The organism is Caulobacter sp. FG121, assembly GCF_057809815.1.
In genome coordinates, this window is sequence record NZ_JBMDKR010000004.1 from 225347 (window position 1) to 244195 (window position 18849).

The following is an 18849-nucleotide window of genomic DNA, read 5'->3' on the forward strand; positions in this document are numbered from 1 at the left end:
CAGGCCTTCAGCCCGCCGCCAGCCACTGGCGCGCCTGACGCTGGGCGTCGGCGACGTCGGCCGGGTCCATCTCGGCGCTCAGTTCCTTGCGGTAGATCTTGGCTTCCACCGATCCACGCATGGCGGCCAGATTGAACAGCATGTGTGCCGAGACGTAGTCCAGCGGCGCGCCGCCCTGACCGGTCGAATAGAGCAGACCCATGCGGAACAGCTCGTCGCCCGAGGACTCCGGGCCCGGCAGCGGCATGGTCGCGTGAGCTTCGCTTTCGATGCTCGCAATCATGGTTTTCTTCCCTTCAAACCCCCTCCGGACCATTCTGTCCGAAGCCGATGTCGACAGAAGAATACCTTTCAGCTGAACACAGGGTTAATCGCGCAAATCCTTTGTATTCAAGGGCCAATAGAGGATTCGTTCACCCGTGTTACTGGCCGTAAAGCAGTGTCTCCGGGCGATTAAGAAGGCTCCAACGAAGCCTTAACAGCACCGCTCCCGGCGCCCGGGCGGAACATCAATCCTGACCAGTCCGTTCAGCCAGGGTTCAGGCGGGCCGATTCACTCTGGCGGCCTGTCGAGGGAACCACCCGCGGCCCGACAAGCCGCACCACTGCGAAGGAGACCTTCCCATGAAGCGTCTGATCTTGACCCTGGCCGCCGCCGTCGCCGTGGCCGGCCCCATGGCCGCCGTGTCGACCGACGCGATGGCCCAGGACCATGGCCGTCACGACCGTTACGAGCGTCGCGATGACCGCTGGGACCGCCGTGATGAACGGCGCGACGACCGCTACGACCGTCGTGACGGCCGACGCGATGACCGGCGGGACGGCCGCTACGATGCCCGGAGCCGCTGGGATCGTGGTCATCACAACGGCTACTACTACAACAACCGCTGGTACTATGGTCCGCCGCCTGCCGCCTATTACGGCCGTCCGGGCTATCGTCCGGGCTACACCGCCTGGCGTCGCGGCGCCTATCTGCCGCCGAGCTATCGCGACCGCGGCTATGTGGTCTACGACTACGGCCGCTACCGCCTGCGTCCGCCGCCCCGCGGCTACTACTGGTACCGGTCGGGCGACGACTACCTGCTCGCCGCGGTCGCCACGGGCCTGATCCTGGACGTGATCATCAATCACTAGTCACGCCGCGCCGAAACGAACGCCGCCCCGGAGCAAACTCCGGGGCGGTTTTCTTTTGAGCGCCGGCAGCGGGGTGATTCAGAGCCCCAGCTTCGCCTTCAGGATCTCGTTGACGGCGGCCGGGTTGGCCTTGCCGCCGGTCTCCTTCATCACCTGGCCGACGAACCAGCCGATGGCCTGGGGCTTGTCCTTCACGGCGGCGGCCTTGTCAGGGTTGGCCGCGATCAAGGCGTCGACCGCCGCCTCGATGGCGCCGGTGTCAGTGATCTGGACCAGGCCGTGCTTCTCGACGATGGCCGAAGGGGTGCCCTCGCCGGCCCACATGTGCTCGAACACCGTCCGGGCGATCTTGCCGGATATGGTGCCGTCTTCGATCAGCGAAACGAGCGCGGCGATGTCGGCCGCCGCGATCGGCGAGTCCTTGATCTCCAGCCCGTCCTTGCCGAGTCGCCCGAGCAGGTCGTTGAGCACCCAGTTGGCGGTCAGCTTGGCGTCGCGGCCCTTGGCGGCTTCCTCGTAGTAGGCGGCGACGTCGCCGTCCGAGGTCAAAACCGTCGCGTCGTAGGCCGACAGACCATAGGCGCTCATCAGCCGGGCCTTCTTGTCGTCCGGCAACTCGGGCAGACCCGCCTCGATGGCCTTCACCCAGGCGGGGTCCAGAACCAGCGGCAGCAGGTCGGGGTCGGGGAAGTAGCGGTAGTCGTGCGCCTCTTCCTTGGACCGCATCGAGCGGGTCTCGCCCTTGCCGGGGTCGAACAGACGGGTTTCCTGGTCGATCTTGCCGCCGTCCTCGAGGATCTCGATCTGCCGGCGGGCCTCGTAGTTGATGGCCTGCTGGATGAAGCGGTAGCTGTTGACGTTCTTGATCTCGCAGCGCGTGCCCAGGTGCTTGAAGGAGCCGTCGGCGCGGAACTTCGCGTACTGGCCGACCCGGCAGACCGACACGTTCACGTCGGCGCGCAGGTTGCCCTTCTCCATGTCGCCGTCGCAGGTGCCGAGCGTCACCAGGATCGCGCGCAGCTTCTTGACGTAGGCCGCCGCGTCTTCCGGCGATCGCATGTCGGGCATGGAGACGATCTCCATCAGCGCCGTGCCGGAGCGGTTGAGGTCGACGTAGGTTTCGTTGGGCGACAGGTCGTGGATCGACTTGCCGGCGTCCTGCTCGAGGTGCAGCCGCTCGATGCGCACATCGAAACTGGAGCCATCGTCGCGATCGACATGCACCAGCCCCTCGCCGACGATCGGCGATTTGAACTGGCTGATCTGATAGCCCTGCGGCAGGTCCGGATAGAAGTAGTTCTTCCGGTCGAAGGTGCTCTTCAGATTGATCTGCGCCTTCAGGCCCAGGCCCGTACGGACCGCCTGTTCCACGCAGAACTTGTTGAGCACGGGCAGCATGCCGGGCATGGCCGCGTCGACCAGCGACACCTGCTCGTTGGGACCGGCGCCGAAGCCGACCGCCGCGCCGCTGAACAGCTTGGAATTGCTGGCGACCTGGGCATGGACCTCCAGCCCGAGAACGATTTCCCAGTCGCCGGTGCGGCCCTTGAGGATTGTGGGTTCAGTCATCGCTACCACCACTTCTCCGCCTTGCCCCGGAAGGCGGCGGCCTTTTCCAGCGCGCCGGCGACCGAGAATACCGTGCCTTCGTCCAGCGCCTTGCCGATGACCTGCAGGCCGAGCGGCAGGCCGCCGGCGTCGAGGCCGGCGGGCACGCTGATCGACGGCAGGCCGGCGAGGTTCGTCGTCACCGTGAAGACGTCGTTGAGATACATGGCGATCGGGTCGGCGTTGCGCTCGCCGAGCGCGAAAGCCGCCGAGGGGGCCGTCGGGGTGAGCAGCACGTCGCAGGTCTGCCAGGCCTGGTCGAAGTCGTCGGCGATGCGGCGACGGACCTTCTGGGCCTTGAGGTAGTAGGCGTCGTAGTAGCCGGCGCTGAGCACATAGGTGCCGATCAGGATGCGGCGCTTGACCTCGTCGCCGAAGCCCTCGGCGCGGCTGTTCTCATAGACCTCGGTCAGGTTCTTGCCTTCACCGCGGTGGCCGAAGCGCATGCCGTCGTAGCGGGCGAGGTTCGAGGAGGCCTCGGCGGGGGCCACGATATAGTAGGCCGGCAAGGCGTATTTCGTGTGCGGCAGGGAGACCTCGACGATCTCGGCGCCAGCGTCCTTCAGCCAGTCGATGCCGTCCTGCCAGAGCTTCTCGATCTCGGCCGGCATACCGCCGACGCGGTACTCCTTCGGCACCCCGACGCGCAGGCCCTTGACCGACTTGCCGACGAACGGCGCGTAGTCGGGGATCTCGACGTTGAGGCTGGTGGAGTCCTTGGGGTCATGGCCGGCCATGCTGGTCAGCAGGATGGCGGCGTCCTCGACCGTCTTGGCGATCGGGCCTGCCTGATCCAGCGAACTGGCGAACGCGACGATGCCCCAGCGCGAGCAGAGGCCGTAGGTCGGCTTGATGCCGACCGTACCGGTGAAGGCCGCCGGCTGACGGATCGAGCCGCCGGTGTCGGTCGCCGTGGCGCCGAGGCAGAGGTCAGCCGCCACCGCAGCGGCCGAGCCGCCCGACGAGCCGCCGGGGGTCAGGGCGCGGTTGCCGCCGGCGACCGACTTCCACGGGTTGATCACGTTGCCGAAGGCGCTGGTCTCGTTCGACGAGCCCATGGCGAACTCGTCGAGGTTCAGCTTGCCGAGCATCACCGCGCCGTCGCCGAACAGGTTGGCGGTGACGGTCGACTCGTACTGCGGAATGAAATTGCCGAGGATCTTCGAGGCGGCCGTCGAGCGGACGCCCTGGGTGCAGAACAGGTCCTTGATGCCCAGCGGCGCGCCTTCCAGCGGGCCGGCCTCGCCCCGGCCGATACGGGCGTCGGAGGCGGCGGCCATCTCGAGCGCCTTGTCAGGCGTCTCGAGGATGAAGGCGTTGAGCGGCCGCGCGGCCTCGACGGCGTCGATGTGGGCGCGGGTGATCTCGGTGGCGGAGAACGCCTTGCTCTTCAGGCCGTCAAGCGCGGCCTTGAGGGTGAGGTTGGTGAGCTCGGACATGCTACTCGACCACCTTCGGCACCACGAAGAAGCCGTCGACCGACTTCGGCGCGTTTGACAGCACCTTCGCGGCGTCGCCGCCGTCGGTGACAACGTCCTCGCGCAGGGGCGCGGCCATGGCCACGGCCGAGGTCATCGGCTCAACCCCGTCGGTTTCCACCTCGTTCAACTGCTCGATCCACGCGAGGATGCCGTTGAGTTCCGAGGCCAGCGACTCCAGTCGCGCCTCGGGTTCGGCGATGCGGGCGAGCCGGGCGACCTTGCGGACGGTCGCGGCGTCGATGGCCATCGTGGCCTCCTTTGTTTCGAACGTGCGGGTTAGCCGTCTCAAGGCCCTGTTTGCAAGCCGTTCGCCGCATTAAGAGGGCGCATGGCCATCCTTGATCTACTCGACCTGCCCGCCGCCCTGCCCGCCTATGCGCCGATCGTGGGCCTCGATCCCGGCGAGAAGACCATCGGGGTGGCGGTTTCGGATGTGACCCGCACCGTCGCCAGCCCGCTGGAGACCATCGAAAAGGTGCAGTTCACCAAGGACGCCGCGCGGCTGTTCAAGCTGATGGAGAGCCGCGGCGCAGTCGGCATCGTCATCGGTCTGCCGATGAACATGGACGGCACCGAGGGCGCCCGCGCCCAGTCCAACCGGGCCCTGGCGCGCAACCTGTTGCGGCTGAAGGACATCCCCATCGCCTTCTGGGACGAGCGGCTGTCGACCGCAGCCGTGACCCGGGTGCTGATCGACGAGCACGACGTCAACCGCAAGCGCCGGGCGGAGGTGGTCGACAAGATGGCGGCAGCGTGGATCCTCCAGGGCGCGCTGGAGCGGTTGAGGAACGCGGCCGGATGAGCGCCATTCTTCTCGGGGTTCTCCCCGTCTTCGCCATGATCGCTCTGGGCTGGGGCCTGAAGGCGTCGAAGTTCATTCCCGAGGTGAACTGGCCGCCGATCGAGCGGCTGACCTATTTCGTCTTCTATCCGGGCTTCCTGATGCCGGCGGTCTGGAAGGCCGACTTCGGCAGCCTGTCGGCCGGGCCGCTGGCCTTCGGCGCGGTGGGCGGCATTCTGGTCGTGGCCCTGGCGGTGCTGCTGGCCAAGCCGCTGATCCGAATCCCCGACCCCAGCTACACCAGCGTGTTCCAGGGCAGCCTGCGCTGGAACACCTTCGTCTTCCTGCCGCTGGCGGCGCTGGTGTTCGGCAAGGAGGGCGCGGGCCTCGGCGCGATGATCATGGGAGCCCTCATCCCGGCCATCAACGTCATCTGTGTGCTGGTCATGAGCCACTGGGGCGAGGGCCAGGGCGGCGGACTGCGCACGGCGCTGCGCGGCCTGGCGCAGAATCCGGTGCTGTGGGGCTGCGGCGTGGGGGCGTTGTTCAACGTGCTGCATGTGCCCAGGCCGCCCGTGGTGATGAGCACGCTGGACCTGCTGTCGGACGCGGCCCTGACCATGGGGCTGGTGGTGGCCGGAGCGGGCCTGAGCTTCGGCTACGTTCACAGCCGCCGGTGGCTGATCGCCTCGGTCAGCGCGGTCAAGCTGCTGATCCTGCCGGTGTTGATGTGGGGCCTGTGCCGCCTGGCCGGTGGCGATCACACGGCCCAGGGCGTGGCTCTGCTGGTCGGTTCAGCCCCCGGCGCGGCGGCGTCCTACGTGCTGGCGCGTCAAATGGGCGGCGACGCGCCGTTGATGGCCGGCATCGTGGCCTTCACCACGGCGGCGAGCCTGGTGACGATTCCGCTGCTGCTGGTGGTGTTTCATCTACAACCGTCATCCTAGGCCTTGTGCCTAGGATCCCTCTGAACGCGTTCCGAACCCATCAAGCTGGAGTTCTGCCCGTGCGGCGGACAAAGGGGTCCTCGCCACAAGGGCGAGGATGACGGATATCGGGGACACGTACCTTGCAGGTACATGTCCCCTCCCGTATGACCACGGCTTATGACGGCTCTCGCCCCGGGAATTGATGACGTCCGCGCGCGGACCTTTCCGTTTCCCCGTCGCCATTTCCTGTCCGCCATGGATGTCAACGTCGTCGAAGCGCAGCAGCTGCTCGACCTGGCGGACGGATTCGTGGCGCTGAACCGGCAGACGACCAAGAAGCTCGACCTGCTCAAGGGTCGGACGCTGATGAACCTGTTCTTCGAGAACTCGACGCGCACCCAAGCCAGTTTCGAGCTGGCCGGCAAGCGGCTGGGCGCCGACGTGATGAACATGAGCGTCAAGACGTCGTCGGTCGCCAAGGGCGAGACCCTGATCGACACGGCGGTGACGCTGAACGCCATGCAGCCCGACCTGCTCGTCGTGCGGCACGCCTCGTCCGGCGCGGCGGCCCTGCTGTCGCAGAAGGTCGGTTGCAGCGTGATCAACGCGGGCGACGGCCAGCATGAACACCCGACCCAGGCGCTGCTCGACGCCCTGTCAATGCGCCGGGCGTTCGGCCATGTAGCCGGCCTGAGGGTGGCCATCTGCGGCGACGTCATGCACAGCCGGGTGGCGCGCTCGAACGTCAATCTTCTCAATATCCTCGGCGCGGAAGTTCGCCTTGTTGGACCGCCGACCCTGATGCCCGCCGGGGCCGAACACTGGGGCGCGACCGTCTTCCATGACCTCGAAAAGGGCATCGCCGGCGCCGACGTGGTGATGATGCTGCGCCTGCAGCTGGAGCGGATGCAGGGCGCGCTGGTCCCCTCGACCCGCGAGTACTTCCGCTTCTGGGGCCTCGACCGCGAAAAGCTAAAGGCGGCCTCCGGCGGCGTGCGGGTCATGCACCCCGGGCCGATGAACCGCGGCGTGGAGATCGACTCCGACGTGGCCGATGATCCGGCCGTAAGCCTGATCCAGGACCAGGTCGAGATGGGCGTCGCCGCCCGCATGGCCGTGCTGGCCTCGCTCGCCGCCCGGCTGGACAACAGCTGATGGCCCGCAACCGCCCCCTCGCCTTTCAGAACGCCCGGCTCGTCGATCCGGAGAGCGGCTATGACGGCCCCGGCGCGCTGGTGGTGTCGGACGAGACCATCGCCGATATCTCGAAGGGTAAGGATTTCAGCAACCTGTCCGGCGATGTTCAGGTAATCGACTGCGGTGACGGCCTGCTGGCGCCCGGCCTGATCGACCTGCGGGTCAAGACCGGCGAGCCCGGCGCGGAGACCCGCGAAACCCTGCGATCGGCCGCCCAGGCGGCGGCGGCCGGCGGGGTGACCAGCTTCGTCGTGCAGCCCGACACCGATCCCGCCGTCGACGACCCCTCCGTGGTCGACTTCATCCTGCGCCGGGCCCGCGACATCGAATCCGCCCGCATCCTCTGCGCGGGCGCGGCGACGCGGCGACTGAAGGGCGAGCAGATCGCCGAGATCGGCCTGATGCGCGAGGCCGGCTGCGTCTATGTCACCGACGTCGACCACGCGATCGTCGACAGCCGCGTCCTGCGCCGGGTCATGGCCTATGCGAAGACCTTCGACATGGCGGTGGCGCACCGGCCCGTCGATCCCTGGCTGACCAAGGGCGCGGCGGCGACCGAGGGCGAGTTCGCGGGCCGCCTCGGCCTGCCCTCGGGGCCCGTGATGGCCGAACGCATCGGCCTGGAGCGGGATCTGGCGCTGGCCGAACTGACCGGCGCACACCTGCTGGTCGACCAGATCACCAGCGCCGGCGCGCTGGAGGCGCTGGCGAGGGCCAGGGCGCGCGGCGTCAAGGTTACGGCCACCGCCTCGATCAACCATCTGAGCTTCAACGAGCTGGACATCGGCGACTACCGCACCTTCGCCCGGCTCGACCCGCCGCTGCGCTCGGAGGATGACCGCCAGGCCCTGATCGAGGCGCTGGCCACGGGATTGGTCGACATCGTCGTCTCGGCCCATGCCCCGGCGCCGGCCGAGGACAAGCGTCTGCCCTACGACGAGGCGACGCCCGGCGGCGTGGGTCTGGAGACGCTGCTGCCGGCGCTTCTCGTGCAGTATCACGACGGCCGCGCGCCGCTGGTCGACCTGCTGCGGGCGGTGACCCTGGCGCCGGCGCGGTTCCTTGGCCTGTCGAGCGGGCGTTTGACGCCAGGCGCGCCGGCCGATCTGGTGCTCTGCGATCTCGGCGCCCCGGTGATCATCGACGCCGACAAGCTGGTGTCGAAGTCCAAGAACTCGCCGTTCGACGGCCGCCGCCTGCAGGGCCAGGTGTTGCGGACGGTGGTGGCGGGGAAGTCGGTCTTCCGGGCCGCGGAGTAGGCCATGTCCCGGTCACTGGCGCTCGCCCTGATGATCACGGACTGGCTGTTCATCGCCTACTGGACCCTGTCAGGCCTCGACAAGGCGGGACTGATCCACATTCCGGCCGACCTGCTCTACGCCAACGCCCACGACCCACGCGTGGTGGCCTGGAACTGGTCGTTCTTCCCGCTCGACATCGCCTTCTCGATCCTCGGACTGACAGCCGTCTCTGCGAGCCGTCGGGGCAAGGGCCTGTGGCGGCCGCTGGCGCTGATCTCGCTGATCCTGACCATGGTCGCGGGGGGCATGGCGATCGCCTACTGGGCGCTGCTCGGGGAATTCGACCCGGCGTGGTTCCTGCCGAACCTGGTGCTGCTGCTCTGGCCGCTGGCCTTCCTGCCGGGTCTCGTCCGCGACCTGGCGTCAGATCATGACACCCGCCGCGACGCGGGCTAGCGTAAAACCACGCGACAACCACAACCATACCGGGTATTGAGGGCGACCATGGAAACTCTGGCGAGCGCTGTCTGGCTGACACTCGGCCTGATCACGGTGGGGGGCTACCTCCTCGGATCCATCCCCTTTGGCCTGATCGCCACCCGGCTGGGCGGCGCGGGTGACATCCGCAAGATCGGCTCCGGAAATATCGGCGCGACGAACGTCCTGCGCTCGGGTCGCAAGGACCTGGCCGCCATCACCCTGATCGGCGACGCCGGCAAGGGCGCGCTGGCGGTCCTGCTGGCGCATCTGCTGACCCACGGCAACGCGGCGGCGGTGGCTCTGGCCGGCGGCAGCGCCTTTGTCGGTCACCTGTTCCCTGTCTGGCTGAAGTTCAACGGCGGCAAGGGCGTGGCGACCTTCTATGGCGTGCTGCTGTCGGCGGCCTTCCCGGTCGGCGCCCTGGCGGCCCTGACCTGGATCGCCATGGCCGCGCTGTTCCGCGTCTCATCGCTGGCAGCACTCACCGCGGCCGCGCTGGCGCCGCTGTTCGCTTTCGCGGTGGACGCCCCCCGGCCCATGGTCGTGCTGGCGGCCTTCATGGCGGTGCTGATCTTCATTCGCCACCACGAAAACATCCGCCGTCTGCTCGAGGGCGAGGAGCCGAAGATCGGCGCAAAGAAGGCGGAGGCGACCGCTCCGACCCCGGACGCGTGACGGCAGGGCCGCCTTCCGACGTTGAACGGATTTCCTGGCTGCGTCTGGCCAGAACCCCGAACGTCGGACCGGTGGCCTTCGAACACCTGCTGCATCGCTGCGGATCGGCCGAGGCGGCGATCGAGGCCTTGCCCGGCCTGGCGCGGCGTCCTGTCGACATCCCCACCCGGGCTGAGGCCGAGCGCGAACTCGAGGCCGGGAACAGGATCGGCGCGCGGCTGATCCTCGGCGCGGAGGACGCCTTCCCGCCCCTGCTGGCCGCGCTCGATCCACCGCCGCCGTTGATCTGGGTGCTGGGGCGACCAGAATTGCTCACGGCTGCCTGCGTGGCCGTCGTCGGCGCGCGCGTGGCCTCCGCCGCCGGACAGCGGTTCGCCCGCACACTCGCCACCGAGCTCGGCCAGACCGGACGCGTCGTCGTCTCCGGCATGGCGCGCGGCATCGACGGCGCGGCGCACGAAGGCGCGCTGCCGACCGGCACGGTCGCCGTCCTCGGTGGCGGCGTCTGCGACATCTATCCGCCCGAGCACGCAGGCCTGCACGAGCGGCTCTCGGTAGAGGGCGCGATCATCTCGGAATGTCCGCCCGACCACCGCGCCCAGGCCCGCGACTTCCCGCGTCGCAACCGGCTGATCAGCGGCCTGTCGCTGGCCGTCGTCGTCGTCGAGGCGGAGCTGAAGTCCGGATCCCTGATCACCGCCCGCCTGGCCGCCGAACAGGGCCGCGAGGTGCTGGCCGTGCCGGGCTCGCCACTGGATCCCCGGGCGCGCGGAACCAACGACCTTCTGAGACAGGGCGCCACAGTCTGCGAGGGCGCGGAGGACGTGCTGCGGGTGCTGGAGGGGCTGGGCGGGATGCGTGAGCGCGAGCGGCCGCCCTGGACTGGATCCGCCGAAGCGGCGTCTGACGCCCTGCGCGACCGCGTGGCGGCGCTGTTGTCGCCGACTCCGGTGACGCTGGACGACCTGGTCCGCGCGGCCGGCGGCCCCGCCCCGGCGGTATTCGCCGCCGTGGTCGAACTGTCGCTGGCCGGACTGGCCGTCTTCGGACCCGGCGGAACCGTCGCAGCCGCCTGAACGCCTGTCATCCGGGTCAATTGGCAGTGTCGGCGGTGACGCAACGGTCATTCGCACGACGGAATCCTTTGACTTCCACGCTCCGCGTTGACATTGCCCCTGCCCGGCCCCCACTTTCCGCGCTCGCTCGAAGGGCGAACTTTCCCTCCACTGTCATCGAGACCGCATGCACGTCGTCGTCGTCGAGAGCCCGGCCAAGGCCAAGACCATCAACAAATACCTGGGCTCGGACTACAAGGTTCTGGCGTCCTACGGGCATGTCCGCGACCTCCCGTCCAAGGACGGCTCGGTCAAGCCGGACGACGATTTCTCAATGAGCTGGGAGGTGGACGCCAAGTCCGCCAAGCGCCTGAACGACATCGCCGACGCCCTGAAAGGCGCCGATACTCTCTATCTCGCGACCGACCCCGACCGCGAAGGAGAAGCGATCAGCTGGCACCTGCTCGAGGTGCTGCAGAAGAAGAAGGCCCTGAAGGGCGTCAGCGTCCAGCGCGCGACGTTCAATGCCATCACCAAAACCGCCGTCCTCGACGCTATCGCCAACCCGCGTCAGATCGACATGGAGCTGGTCGAGGCCTACCTGGCCCGTCGCGCGCTCGACTATCTGGTCGGCTTCACCCTTTCGCCGGTTCTGTGGCGCAAGCTGCCGGGCTCGCGCTCGGCCGGCCGGGTGCAGTCCGTCGCCCTGCGGCTGATCGTCGACCGCGAGCTGGAGATCGAACGCTTCCGGACCCAGGAATACTGGACCGTCGAGGCCGACGTCTCGGCCGGCGCCGAGCCCTTCCTCGCCCGTCTGGTCGAGCACGACGGAAAGAAGCTCACCAAGTTCGACCTGAACACCGAGGCCTCGGCCGGCGCGGCCCGCGCCGCCGTGCAGGCCTGCAGCTTCAAGGTCGCCTCGGTCGAGAAGAAGCCGGCCCGGCGCACGCCGCCGCCGCCGTTCACCACATCGACCTTGCAGCAGGAAGCCTCGCGCAAGCTTGGATTCTCGGCCCAGCGGACCATGCAGGCGGCGCAGAAGCTGTATGAAGGCGTCGACATCGGCGGCGAGACCGTCGGCCTGATCACCTACATGCGGACCGACGGCGTGCAGTCGGCGCCCGAGGCGCTGGACGAGGCCCGCCGGGTCATCGGCGGCCTGTACGGCAAGGACTACGTCCCCGAGTCCGCGCGCCTCTACAAGACCAAGGCCAAGAACACCCAGGAAGCCCACGAAGCCATCCGGCCGACCTCGCTGGAGCGCAATCCCGGCAAGCTGAAGCTCGAAAGCGACATGGGCCGGCTCTACGAGCTGATCTGGAAGCGGATGATCGCCTCGCAGATGGAGGCCGCCCGCATCGAGCGCACCGCCGTCGAGCTGGAAGGCAGCGACGGCAAGACCGGCCTGCGCGCCACCGGCCAGGTGATCCAGTTCCCCGGCTACCTTGCGGTCTACGAGGAAGGCCGCGACGATCCGGAGCAGGACAAGGCCGCCGCCGGCGAGGACGCCGACTTCGCCGGCAAGCTGCCGGTGATCAACGAAGGCGCAGACGCCCGAGTGATCGCCGCCCGCGCCGATCAGCACTTCACCGAACCGCCCCCGCGCTTCTCCGAAGCCAGTCTGGTCAAGCGGATGGAAGAACTCGGCATCGGCCGGCCCTCAACCTACGCCTCGGTGCTGACCGTGCTGCGCGACCGCGCCTATGTGCGGATGGACAAGAACCGCTTCATTCCCGAGGACAAGGGACGGCTGGTCACGGCCTTCCTCGAGCAGTTCTTCCTGCGCTACGTCGAATACGACTTCACCGCTGCCCTAGAAGAGAAGCTCGACCTGGTTTCCGACGGCAAGCTGGACTGGAAGGAATTCCTGCGGGACTTCTGGAAGGACTTCCACGCGGCCGTCGGCGAGATCGCCGAGCTGCGCGTCACCAACGTGCTGGACGCGCTGAACGAAGCGCTCGGCCCTCACATCTTCCCGGCCAAGGCCGACGGCTCCGATCCCCGCCTGTGCCCGACCTGCGGCGTGGGCCAGCTGAGCCTGAAGACCGGCAAGTTCGGCGCCTTCATCGGCTGCTCGAACTATCCCGAATGCCGGTTCACCCGGCCGATCGCCCAGCCTGACGGTGAAGGCGAAGCCGCCGAGGGCGACCGCGAACTGGGCATCAACCCCAAGAGCGGCCAGACCGTCTGGCTGAAGAACGGCCGTTTCGGACACTATGTCGAAGAGACACCGCCCGAGGGCGACAAGCCCAAGCGCTCCAGCCTGCCCAAGGGCTGGCCGCCGGCCTCGATCGACATCGACAAGGCCCTGCGCCTGCTCGACCTGCCGCGCGAGGTCGGAACGCACCCCGAGGACGGCAAGGTGATCGTCGCCGGCATCGGCCGCTACGGCCCGTTCGTGCTGCACGACGGCACCTACGCCAACCTGGAGAGCGCCGACGAGGTGTTCGACGTGGGCCTGAACCGCGCCGTCACCGTGCTCGCCGAGAAGCGGGCCGGCGGCAAGGGCGGCCGGGCCACGGCGGCGGCGCTGAAAGAGCTGGGCGCCCACCCCGAGGACGGACAGGCGATCAAGATCCTGTCCGGCCGGTTCGGTCCCTACATCAAGCACGGCGCGACCAACGCCAACGTCCCGCGCGGCAAGGAGCCGACAGAGATCACGCTTGAAGAGGCCGTGGCCCTGCTCGCCGAACGCGTCGCCAAGGGCGGCGGCAAGAAGCCGGTCAAGAAGGCCGCGCCGAAGAAGGCTGCTGCGCCGAAGAAGCCCGACGCGCTGACGGCCAAGGTGGTGAAGGCGAAGAAGAAGGCCCCGGCGAAGAAAAAACCGGCGGCGAAGGCCAAGGCAGCAGCCGAGTAAGATCCGTCATCCTCGGGCTTGTCCCGAGGACCCATGCACTCGATGTGGCCGAGCTGTCGCCCTCGCGAGAGACTCAGGTGTTCATGGGTCGTCGGAACAAGTCCGACGATGACGAGCTGTTGTGATATCTCCGCTTCATGGCCAAGCCTCCCCCGCCCAAACCGCCCAAGACCACCCGTCCGCCGCCCGGCCTGCCGGATCGCGAGACGCTGATCGCCTACCTGCGGACCGCCGGTGAGCAGGACAAGGGCGACATCGCCCGGGCGTTCGGGCTGAAGGGCGAGGGTCGCCGCGCGCTGCGCGACATGCTGCGCAAGCTCGAGGATGAAGGCGCGCTGGGCAAGCGCGGCCGCAAGGGCTTCGCCGAGGCCGGCGCCCTGCCCCCTGTCGGCGTGGCCGACGTGGTCGAGCGGGACGCCGACGGCGAGCTCTATGTCCGTCTGGTCAAGGCTGGCGAGGACGCGCCGCTGGCCCGGCTGGCCCCGGCCAAGGGCGAGGCCGTCGCCGGCGCGCCCGGCATGGGCGACAGGGTGCTGGTCCACTTCGACCGGCTCGAGACAGGTGAGTTCGAGGCCCGGCTGATCAAGAAGCTCGGCCAGAGCGCGCACCGCATCCTGGGCGTGATCCGCAAATCGAACCGCGAGGTCCGCGTCGAGCCGGTCGACCGCAAGTCGAAGGACAGCCTGATCCTGTCGTACGCCGACGGCGAGAAGCTGAAGGACGGCGACCTCGTGCTGGCCACGGTCGGGGCCCAGACCCAGCGCTACGGCCCCAAACACGGAAAGCTGCTGGAGGTGGTCGGCCGCGAGGACGAGCCCCGCGCGGCGTCGCTCATAGCCATCCACAGCCACGGCATCCCGACCGGCTTCTCGCCGGAGGCTGAAGCGGAAGCCGAAGCCGCCGAGCCGCCGACGCTCAAAGGCCGCGAGGATCTCCGCGACCTGCCGTTCATCACCATCGACCCGGCCGACGCGCGCGACCATGACGACGCCGTCTTCGCCCATCCCGACCCCGCGCCCGGCAACCCCGGCGGCTGGATCGTCTGGGTGGCCATCGCCGATGTCGCCGCCTACGTGCGCCCGGGCACGGCGCTCGACATCGTCGCCCGCGACAAGTCCAACAGCGTCTACTTCCCCGACCGGGTCGAGCCGATGCTGCCGGAGGTGCTGAGCAACGGCCTCTGCAGTCTGCGCGAGGGCGAGAACCGGGCGACCCTGGCCGTGCGGATGGTGTTCAACAAGGACGGCCGCAAGATCAGCCACCGCTTCGTGCGCGGGCTGATGCGGTCGGCGGCCAAGCTCAGCTACGAGCAGGCCCAGATGGCCATCGACGGCAACCCGGACGACAAGACCGGCCCGATCCTCGAAGGCATTCTGCGACCCCTGTGGACCGCCTACGGCGTCATGCTGAAGGGCCGCAACGCCCGCTCACCGCTGGGCATCGAGAGTGACGAACGCCGCATCATCATCTCGCCCGAGGGCGACGTCGCCTCGATCACCAAGCGCGCCTCACTGGAGGCGCACCGGCTGATCGAGGAGATGATGATCCAGGCCAACGTCAGCGCCGCCGAGACCTTGGAGCAGAAAAAGACGCCGCTGATCTACCGGATCCACGACACGCCCAGCCCCGAGAAGATGATGGCGCTGACGGACTTCCTGCAGACGCTGGAGATCCCCTGGGCCAAGGGCGAGGCGCCGCGCACCGACCGGTTCAACAGGCTGCTGGCGGAGACCCACGAGGGACCGCACGCCGACATCGTCAACGAGGTGGTCCTGCGCACCCAGATGCAGGCCCAGTACAACCCGGACAACATCGGCCACTTCGGGCTGAACCTGCAGCGCTACGCCCACTTCACCAGCCCGATCCGCCGCTACGCCGACCTGGTGGTGCACCGCGGCCTGATCCGGGCGCTCGGGCTGGGAACCGACGGCCTGACCGACCATGACGTCAAGCAGATGAAGGACACCGCCGAGCGGATCACCTTCGCCGAACGCAGGGCCATGGCCGCCGAGCGCGACGCCAACGACCGCTACGTCGCCGCCTTCCTTGCGGATCAAGTCGGGGCGGATTTCCACGGACGGATCACCGGCGTGACGCGGTTCGGCCTGTTCATCCGCCTGACCGACACCGGGGCCGACGGCCTCGTCCCGGTCTCGTCGCTGGGCAGCGAGTTCTTCGTCCACGACGACCGCACCCACTCCCTCGTCGGCGAACGCACCGGCGCCCGCTGGCCGCTGGGCATGCCGGTCGAGGTGCGCCTGCGCGAGGCCACGCCGGTCACCGGCGGGCTGCTGTTCGAGATGCTGTCGGAGCCGATGCCGGCCGACCCGAATGCCCCCCGCGTGCGGCTGGGCGTCCGTCGCAAGATGGACCCCGGCAGAGGCGGCCCCAAGCGCGGCGGCACGCCGAAAGGTGTGCGCAAGGGGAAGCGGCGGTAGGGCCTACTCCGCGATCTCCTTCGCCCGCACCGTGAAGCCGACAAGATCCGCCCGGCCGAAGGTGTTGGCGATGGCGACGTCGGTGGCGTCGCGGCCGCGGGCGATCAGGATGCGGCCGATGCGCGGAATGTTGTTGCGGGCGTCGAAGGTGTACCAGCGGTCGCCGAGCCAGACTTCCATCCAGGCGGCGAAGTCCATCACCCCGACCTCCGGCACGCCGATATCAGGCATGTAGCCGGTGCAGTAGCGGGCCGGGATGTTCATGCAGCGGCAGAAGGCGATCGCAAGGTGGGCGTAGTCGCGGCAGACGCCCTGCCCTTCTTCGTAGGCATCGAAGGCGCCCTTGGTGGGTCGGGCCTGCTGATAATCGAAGCGGATGTGATTGTGCACGTAGTCGCAGATCGCCTGGACCCGCGCCCAGCCGAGCGGCGTGTGGCCAAACAGCGACCAGGCGAGATCGCTCAGCCGATCGGTCTCGCAGTAGCGGCTGCCCAGCAGGTAGACGAGCGTCTCGTCCGGCAGGTTGTGGGCGGCGATCTGGACGGCGTCGGGGGCGTAGTCGTCGAACCGGCCCGTGTCGCGGATGATGTAGTCGCCGGCCAGGGTGATCCGGCCGGCCGGGGCCAGAATCCGGCTGACGATGTTGCCGAAGCCATCGAGATACTGGCGCACGTCGACGACAGGGTCGGTCCGCAGCCAGTCGGGGGTTTCCAGGTCATCCCGCCGCGAGGCGTGGACGCTGAGGGTGAGCAGCATCGGGACCGGCTCGGGGCAGTCGTAGGTGACCTCAAAGCCTGCCTTGATGCGCATGGATGGTCTGCTCTTTGACTAACTGGCCATGCCAACGGACCACGACGGCGAAAGTTGCCCGGCGATATCGAAATCGGACCGCACGTCGACCTCGACGTCCATGCCCAGGTAGTCCGACGACAGGCCCGACCAGGCGCCGTGCAGCGGCACCGCCTGACGTGGATCGCGAGCGATGGCCACCCGCACCAGGTCGGCGTTGCCGACGATGCCGTTGGTCGGATCGAACTCGACCCAGCCACAGGCCGGCAGATAGACCCGCACCCAGGCGTGGGTGTGACCGCCACCGACACGCCCTGGCGCGTCGGGATTGTAGTGAGGGCTGTAGATATAGCCCGAGACGAACCGCGCCGCGAGGCCAAGACTGCGCACCGCGTCCATCATCAGCACCGCGAAGTCGCGGCAGCTGCCGGTCCCGAGCGTCAGCGTCTCGACCGGAGTCTGCGCGCCGCCGACGAGACGGGTGTTGTAGCGGAAGTCGGCGTAGATGGCTTGGGTCATCTCGCTGAGCAGCGTCTGTAGCCGGGTCTTGCCGACCGGTCGCACGAACCGGCGCGCCCAGGCGTCCACGAGGCCTTCCGGATCGGCATGCTGACGGTCCAGCGATGAGAGAAGGTCCGGCAGGTCGTCCGGGCTGTAGGCGAACGGCATGGCCCCCGTATAAACCTCGATCTCGCCATCCGGGTCGGCGAAGGCCGGCAGCGGGGTGTGCTCCAGCCGGACGCGACTTTCAAACACCAGCTCGGTGGTCCGGCCCGTGAATCCAGCCACACCGACGCAGTTGCCGAACACGTCCTGCACGGTGTGGTGGCGGGCCGGCGTGGGGGAAATGGTCAGTTCGTGCGACAGTAGTCGCTGGTCATGACTCTCGCGAGGCCGGAACATCATGCGATGCTCGCCCAGAGCCACCGGATTGCGGTAACGGTAGCGGGTAAGATGACGGATCGTGAGGATCGGCATTTGGACCAGCGTTGCGCCGATTCACCGGCCCGGTCGAACCGATTGCTCGGTCCGGACGATTTGCCGCCCTTTGTGGTCATAAATACAGGCGGCCGCTCGCCCTTTCTGCTTCTGGGCGATCACGCCGGGCGGGCGATCCCCCGCGCGCTCGGGGATCTCGGCGTTGCCGCCGTCGAGATGGACAGGCACATCGCCTGGGACATCGGCATAGCGGGCACGGGCGAGCGGCTGGCGGCGGCGCTCGACGCCTGTTTCGTGCGCCAGACCTATTCCCGGCTCGTGATCGACTGCAATCGCAAGCCGGATGCGCCGGACCTGGCGCCGGCGGTCAGTGACGGCACGACCGTTCCGGCCAATGCCGGCCTGACCGACGATGACCGGGCGACGCGCCTTGCGGAGATCCACGCGCCCTACCAGGGCGCCATCGCTGACCTCATCGCCATCCGCACGGCGCGCGGCCAGCCGACCGTACTGGTGTCGCTGCACAGCTTCACGCCGAGCATGGGCGGGTTCGCGAGGCCATGGCTGTACGGGGTCCTGCATCGCAACGACTCGCCGTTCTCCGACGCCGTCCTGGCCCAACTGAGGTCGGCGTTCGGCGACCAGGCGGGCGACAACCAGCCCTATGCGATGGACGGCCGCGACAACACCATTCCGCGGCACGCCGACGGCCACGGCCTCGACTACCTTGAACTGGAAATCCGCCAGGACCTGATCGAGCGGGCGGACGGTCAGGACCGGGCCGCCGCCCTGTTTGCCGACCTGTTGCCGCGCGCCCTGGCCGCACTGCCCTCTCGGGAGCCTGCCTGATGATCCTCGATCTGGACCACATCAATATCGCCACGGACAGGCTGACCGAGACGCGCGACTTCTGGCGTGACGTTATCGGCCTGACCGAGCGATGGCGGCCGGATTTTCCGTTCGACGGCCACTGGCTCTACAGCGGCGACAAGCCGGTTGTGCACCTGATGAGCCGACCGACGGCCGGCGTTGGATCGGACCAGGCGACGCTCAATCACGTCGCCTTCTCCATCGCCGATCTCGAGGCCGCCAAAGCGCGGCTGACAGGTCTCGGCGTACCTTTCCGGGAGATCGGCGTGCCCGACGCGCCGATCAGGCAGCTGTTTCTGCAGGATCCCAACGGCATCGCCATCGAGCTGAACTATCTGGGCGCCCAGACCGCCCGCGAGCGGTCCAACGCCTGAT

The 18849-nt window shown here is 68.2% G+C and carries 18 protein-coding genes; 12 read left to right on the forward strand and 6 right to left on the reverse strand.

Going from position 1 to position 18849, the window contains the following annotated elements; translation table 11 throughout:
• Positions 1 to 7: 7 nt before the first annotated feature.
• Entirely contained in the window at positions 8 to 283 is a 276-nt protein-coding gene (locus tag ACODSL_RS12660) for a sel1 repeat family protein (protein ID WP_488901052.1), read from the reverse strand.
• Positions 284 to 624: 341 nt separating this feature from the next.
• On the opposite strand from ACODSL_RS12660, the gene ACODSL_RS12665 reads away from it, so the two are divergent.
• The gene (locus ACODSL_RS12665; protein WP_488901053.1) at positions 625 to 1134 is read left to right on the forward strand and encodes an RcnB family protein; all 510 of its coding nucleotides are present in this window, start codon (positions 625 to 627) and stop codon (positions 1132 to 1134) included.
• Between the two features lie 78 nt (positions 1135 to 1212).
• On the opposite strand, the gene gatB is transcribed toward ACODSL_RS12665, so the two are convergent.
• From gatB to gatC, 3 genes are read right to left on the reverse strand one after another with little or no spacing between them, the layout of a single operon-like run.
• A complete protein-coding gene (gene gatB / locus ACODSL_RS12670) occupies positions 1213 to 2703 on the reverse strand; it encodes an Asp-tRNA(Asn)/Glu-tRNA(Gln) amidotransferase subunit GatB (RefSeq protein WP_488901054.1) in 1491 nt (496 codons plus the stop codon).
• A gap of 2 nt (positions 2704 to 2705) precedes the next feature.
• Entirely contained in the window at positions 2706 to 4181 is a 1476-nt protein-coding gene (gene gatA, locus ACODSL_RS12675) for an Asp-tRNA(Asn)/Glu-tRNA(Gln) amidotransferase subunit GatA (protein WP_488901055.1), read from the reverse strand.
• A 1-nt stretch (position 4182) separates the two neighbouring features.
• Positions 4183 to 4470 (reverse strand): Asp-tRNA(Asn)/Glu-tRNA(Gln) amidotransferase subunit GatC, encoded by a 288-nt coding sequence (gene gatC / locus ACODSL_RS12680; protein WP_488901056.1) that lies wholly within the window; start codon positions 4468 to 4470, stop codon positions 4183 to 4185.
• 81 nt (positions 4471 to 4551) lie between these two features.
• Here gatC and ruvX point away from each other — a divergent pair, with 81 nt between their 5' ends.
• The 9 genes from ruvX to rnr all read left to right on the forward strand — a co-directional run bounded on the left by ruvX (position 4552) and on the right by rnr (position 15876).
• Positions 4552 to 5025 carry a Holliday junction resolvase RuvX gene (ruvX, locus tag ACODSL_RS12685; RefSeq protein WP_488901057.1) on the forward strand — a complete coding sequence of 158 codons (474 nt, stop codon included), beginning with the start codon at positions 4552 to 4554 and terminating at the stop codon, positions 5023 to 5025.
• Positions 5022 to 5951 (forward strand): AEC family transporter, encoded by a 930-nt coding sequence (locus ACODSL_RS12690; RefSeq protein ID WP_488901058.1) that lies wholly within the window; start codon positions 5022 to 5024, stop codon positions 5949 to 5951. The genes ruvX and ACODSL_RS12690 overlap by 4 nt, the downstream gene beginning before the upstream one ends.
• A gap of 159 nt (positions 5952 to 6110) precedes the next feature.
• Positions 6111 to 7088 carry an aspartate carbamoyltransferase catalytic subunit gene (locus ACODSL_RS12695; RefSeq protein WP_488901059.1) on the forward strand — a complete coding sequence of 326 codons (978 nt, stop codon included), beginning with the start codon at positions 6111 to 6113 and terminating at the stop codon, positions 7086 to 7088.
• Positions 7088 to 8389, forward strand: coding sequence for a dihydroorotase (gene pyrC / locus ACODSL_RS12700; RefSeq protein ID WP_488901060.1), 1302 nt, complete (start codon positions 7088 to 7090; stop codon positions 8387 to 8389). The genes ACODSL_RS12695 and pyrC overlap by 1 nt, the downstream gene beginning before the upstream one ends.
• A 3-nt stretch (positions 8390 to 8392) precedes the next feature.
• On the forward strand, positions 8393 to 8827 hold the full coding sequence (locus ACODSL_RS12705) for a DUF5360 family protein (RefSeq protein ID WP_488901061.1): 435 nt from the start codon (positions 8393 to 8395) through the stop codon (positions 8825 to 8827).
• 48 nt (positions 8828 to 8875) lie between these two features.
• Complete coding sequence (plsY, locus tag ACODSL_RS12710; RefSeq protein WP_488901062.1) at positions 8876 to 9526, forward strand: glycerol-3-phosphate 1-O-acyltransferase PlsY; 651 nt, start codon at positions 8876 to 8878, stop codon at positions 9524 to 9526.
• Positions 9523 to 10602: a DNA-processing protein DprA gene (dprA, locus tag ACODSL_RS12715; RefSeq protein ID WP_488901063.1), complete on the forward strand. Its 1080-nt coding sequence runs from the start codon at positions 9523 to 9525 to the stop codon at positions 10600 to 10602. The genes plsY and dprA overlap by 4 nt, the downstream gene beginning before the upstream one ends.
• Positions 10603 to 10768: 166 nt before the next feature.
• Positions 10769 to 13438 (forward strand): type I DNA topoisomerase, encoded by a 2670-nt coding sequence (gene topA / locus ACODSL_RS12720; RefSeq protein ID WP_488901064.1) that lies wholly within the window; start codon positions 10769 to 10771, stop codon positions 13436 to 13438.
• 137 nt (positions 13439 to 13575) lie between these two features.
• Positions 13576 to 15876: a ribonuclease R gene (rnr, locus tag ACODSL_RS12725; RefSeq protein ID WP_488901065.1), complete on the forward strand. Its 2301-nt coding sequence runs from the start codon at positions 13576 to 13578 to the stop codon at positions 15874 to 15876.
• Positions 15877 to 15879: 3 nt separating this feature from the next.
• On the opposite strand, the gene ACODSL_RS12730 is transcribed toward rnr, so the two are convergent.
• Complete coding sequence (locus tag ACODSL_RS12730; RefSeq protein WP_488901066.1) at positions 15880 to 16686, reverse strand: transglutaminase-like domain-containing protein; 807 nt, start codon at positions 16684 to 16686, stop codon at positions 15880 to 15882.
• Positions 16687 to 16704: 18 nt separating this feature from the next.
• On the reverse strand, positions 16705 to 17643 hold the full coding sequence (locus tag ACODSL_RS12735; RefSeq protein ID WP_488901067.1) for a transglutaminase family protein: 939 nt from the start codon (positions 17641 to 17643) through the stop codon (positions 16705 to 16707).
• 72 nt (positions 17644 to 17715) lie between these two features.
• On the opposite strand from ACODSL_RS12735, the gene ACODSL_RS12740 reads away from it, so the two are divergent.
• Both ACODSL_RS12740 and ACODSL_RS12745 read left to right on the forward strand, forming a co-directional pair.
• Positions 17716 to 18453: an N-formylglutamate amidohydrolase gene (locus ACODSL_RS12740; RefSeq protein WP_488901068.1), complete on the forward strand. Its 738-nt coding sequence runs from the start codon at positions 17716 to 17718 to the stop codon at positions 18451 to 18453.
• Entirely contained in the window at positions 18453 to 18848 is a 396-nt protein-coding gene (locus ACODSL_RS12745; protein WP_488901069.1) for a VOC family protein, read from the forward strand. The genes ACODSL_RS12740 and ACODSL_RS12745 overlap by 1 nt, the downstream gene beginning before the upstream one ends.
• The last annotated feature ends 1 nt before the right edge of the window (position 18849 follow it).

Excerpts from the sequence above, each read along its gene's own strand:
- gatC (WP_488901056.1), bottom strand. The coding sequence starts at position 4,470 with ATGGCCATCGACGCCGCGACCGTCCGCAAGGTCGCCCGGCTCGCCCGC.
- ACODSL_RS12660 (WP_488901052.1), bottom strand. The coding sequence starts at position 283 with ATGATTGCGAGCATCGAAAGCGAAGCTCACGCGACCATGCCGCTGCCG.
- ACODSL_RS12690 (WP_488901058.1), top strand. The coding sequence starts at position 5,022 with ATGAGCGCCATTCTTCTCGGGGTTCTCCCCGTCTTCGCCATGATCGCT.
- ACODSL_RS12695 (WP_488901059.1), top strand. The coding sequence starts at position 6,111 with ATGACGGCTCTCGCCCCGGGAATTGATGACGTCCGCGCGCGGACCTTT.
- gatB (WP_488901054.1), bottom strand. The coding sequence starts at position 2,703 with ATGACTGAACCCACAATCCTCAAGGGCCGCACCGGCGACTGGGAAATC.
- ACODSL_RS12705 (WP_488901061.1), top strand. The coding sequence starts at position 8,393 with ATGTCCCGGTCACTGGCGCTCGCCCTGATGATCACGGACTGGCTGTTC.
- ruvX (WP_488901057.1), top strand. The coding sequence starts at position 4,552 with ATGGCCATCCTTGATCTACTCGACCTGCCCGCCGCCCTGCCCGCCTAT.
- ACODSL_RS12745 (WP_488901069.1), top strand. The coding sequence starts at position 18,453 with ATGATCCTCGATCTGGACCACATCAATATCGCCACGGACAGGCTGACC.
- gatA (WP_488901055.1), bottom strand. The coding sequence starts at position 4,181 with ATGTCCGAGCTCACCAACCTCACCCTCAAGGCCGCGCTTGACGGCCTG.
- topA (WP_488901064.1), top strand. The coding sequence starts at position 10,769 with ATGCACGTCGTCGTCGTCGAGAGCCCGGCCAAGGCCAAGACCATCAAC.
- rnr (WP_488901065.1), top strand. The coding sequence starts at position 13,576 with ATGGCCAAGCCTCCCCCGCCCAAACCGCCCAAGACCACCCGTCCGCCG.
- pyrC (WP_488901060.1), top strand. The coding sequence starts at position 7,088 with ATGGCCCGCAACCGCCCCCTCGCCTTTCAGAACGCCCGGCTCGTCGAT.
- plsY (WP_488901062.1), top strand. The coding sequence starts at position 8,876 with ATGGAAACTCTGGCGAGCGCTGTCTGGCTGACACTCGGCCTGATCACG.
- ACODSL_RS12665 (WP_488901053.1), top strand. The coding sequence starts at position 625 with ATGAAGCGTCTGATCTTGACCCTGGCCGCCGCCGTCGCCGTGGCCGGC.
- ACODSL_RS12735 (WP_488901067.1), bottom strand. The coding sequence starts at position 17,643 with ATGCCGATCCTCACGATCCGTCATCTTACCCGCTACCGTTACCGCAAT.
- ACODSL_RS12730 (WP_488901066.1), bottom strand. The coding sequence starts at position 16,686 with ATGCGCATCAAGGCAGGCTTTGAGGTCACCTACGACTGCCCCGAGCCG.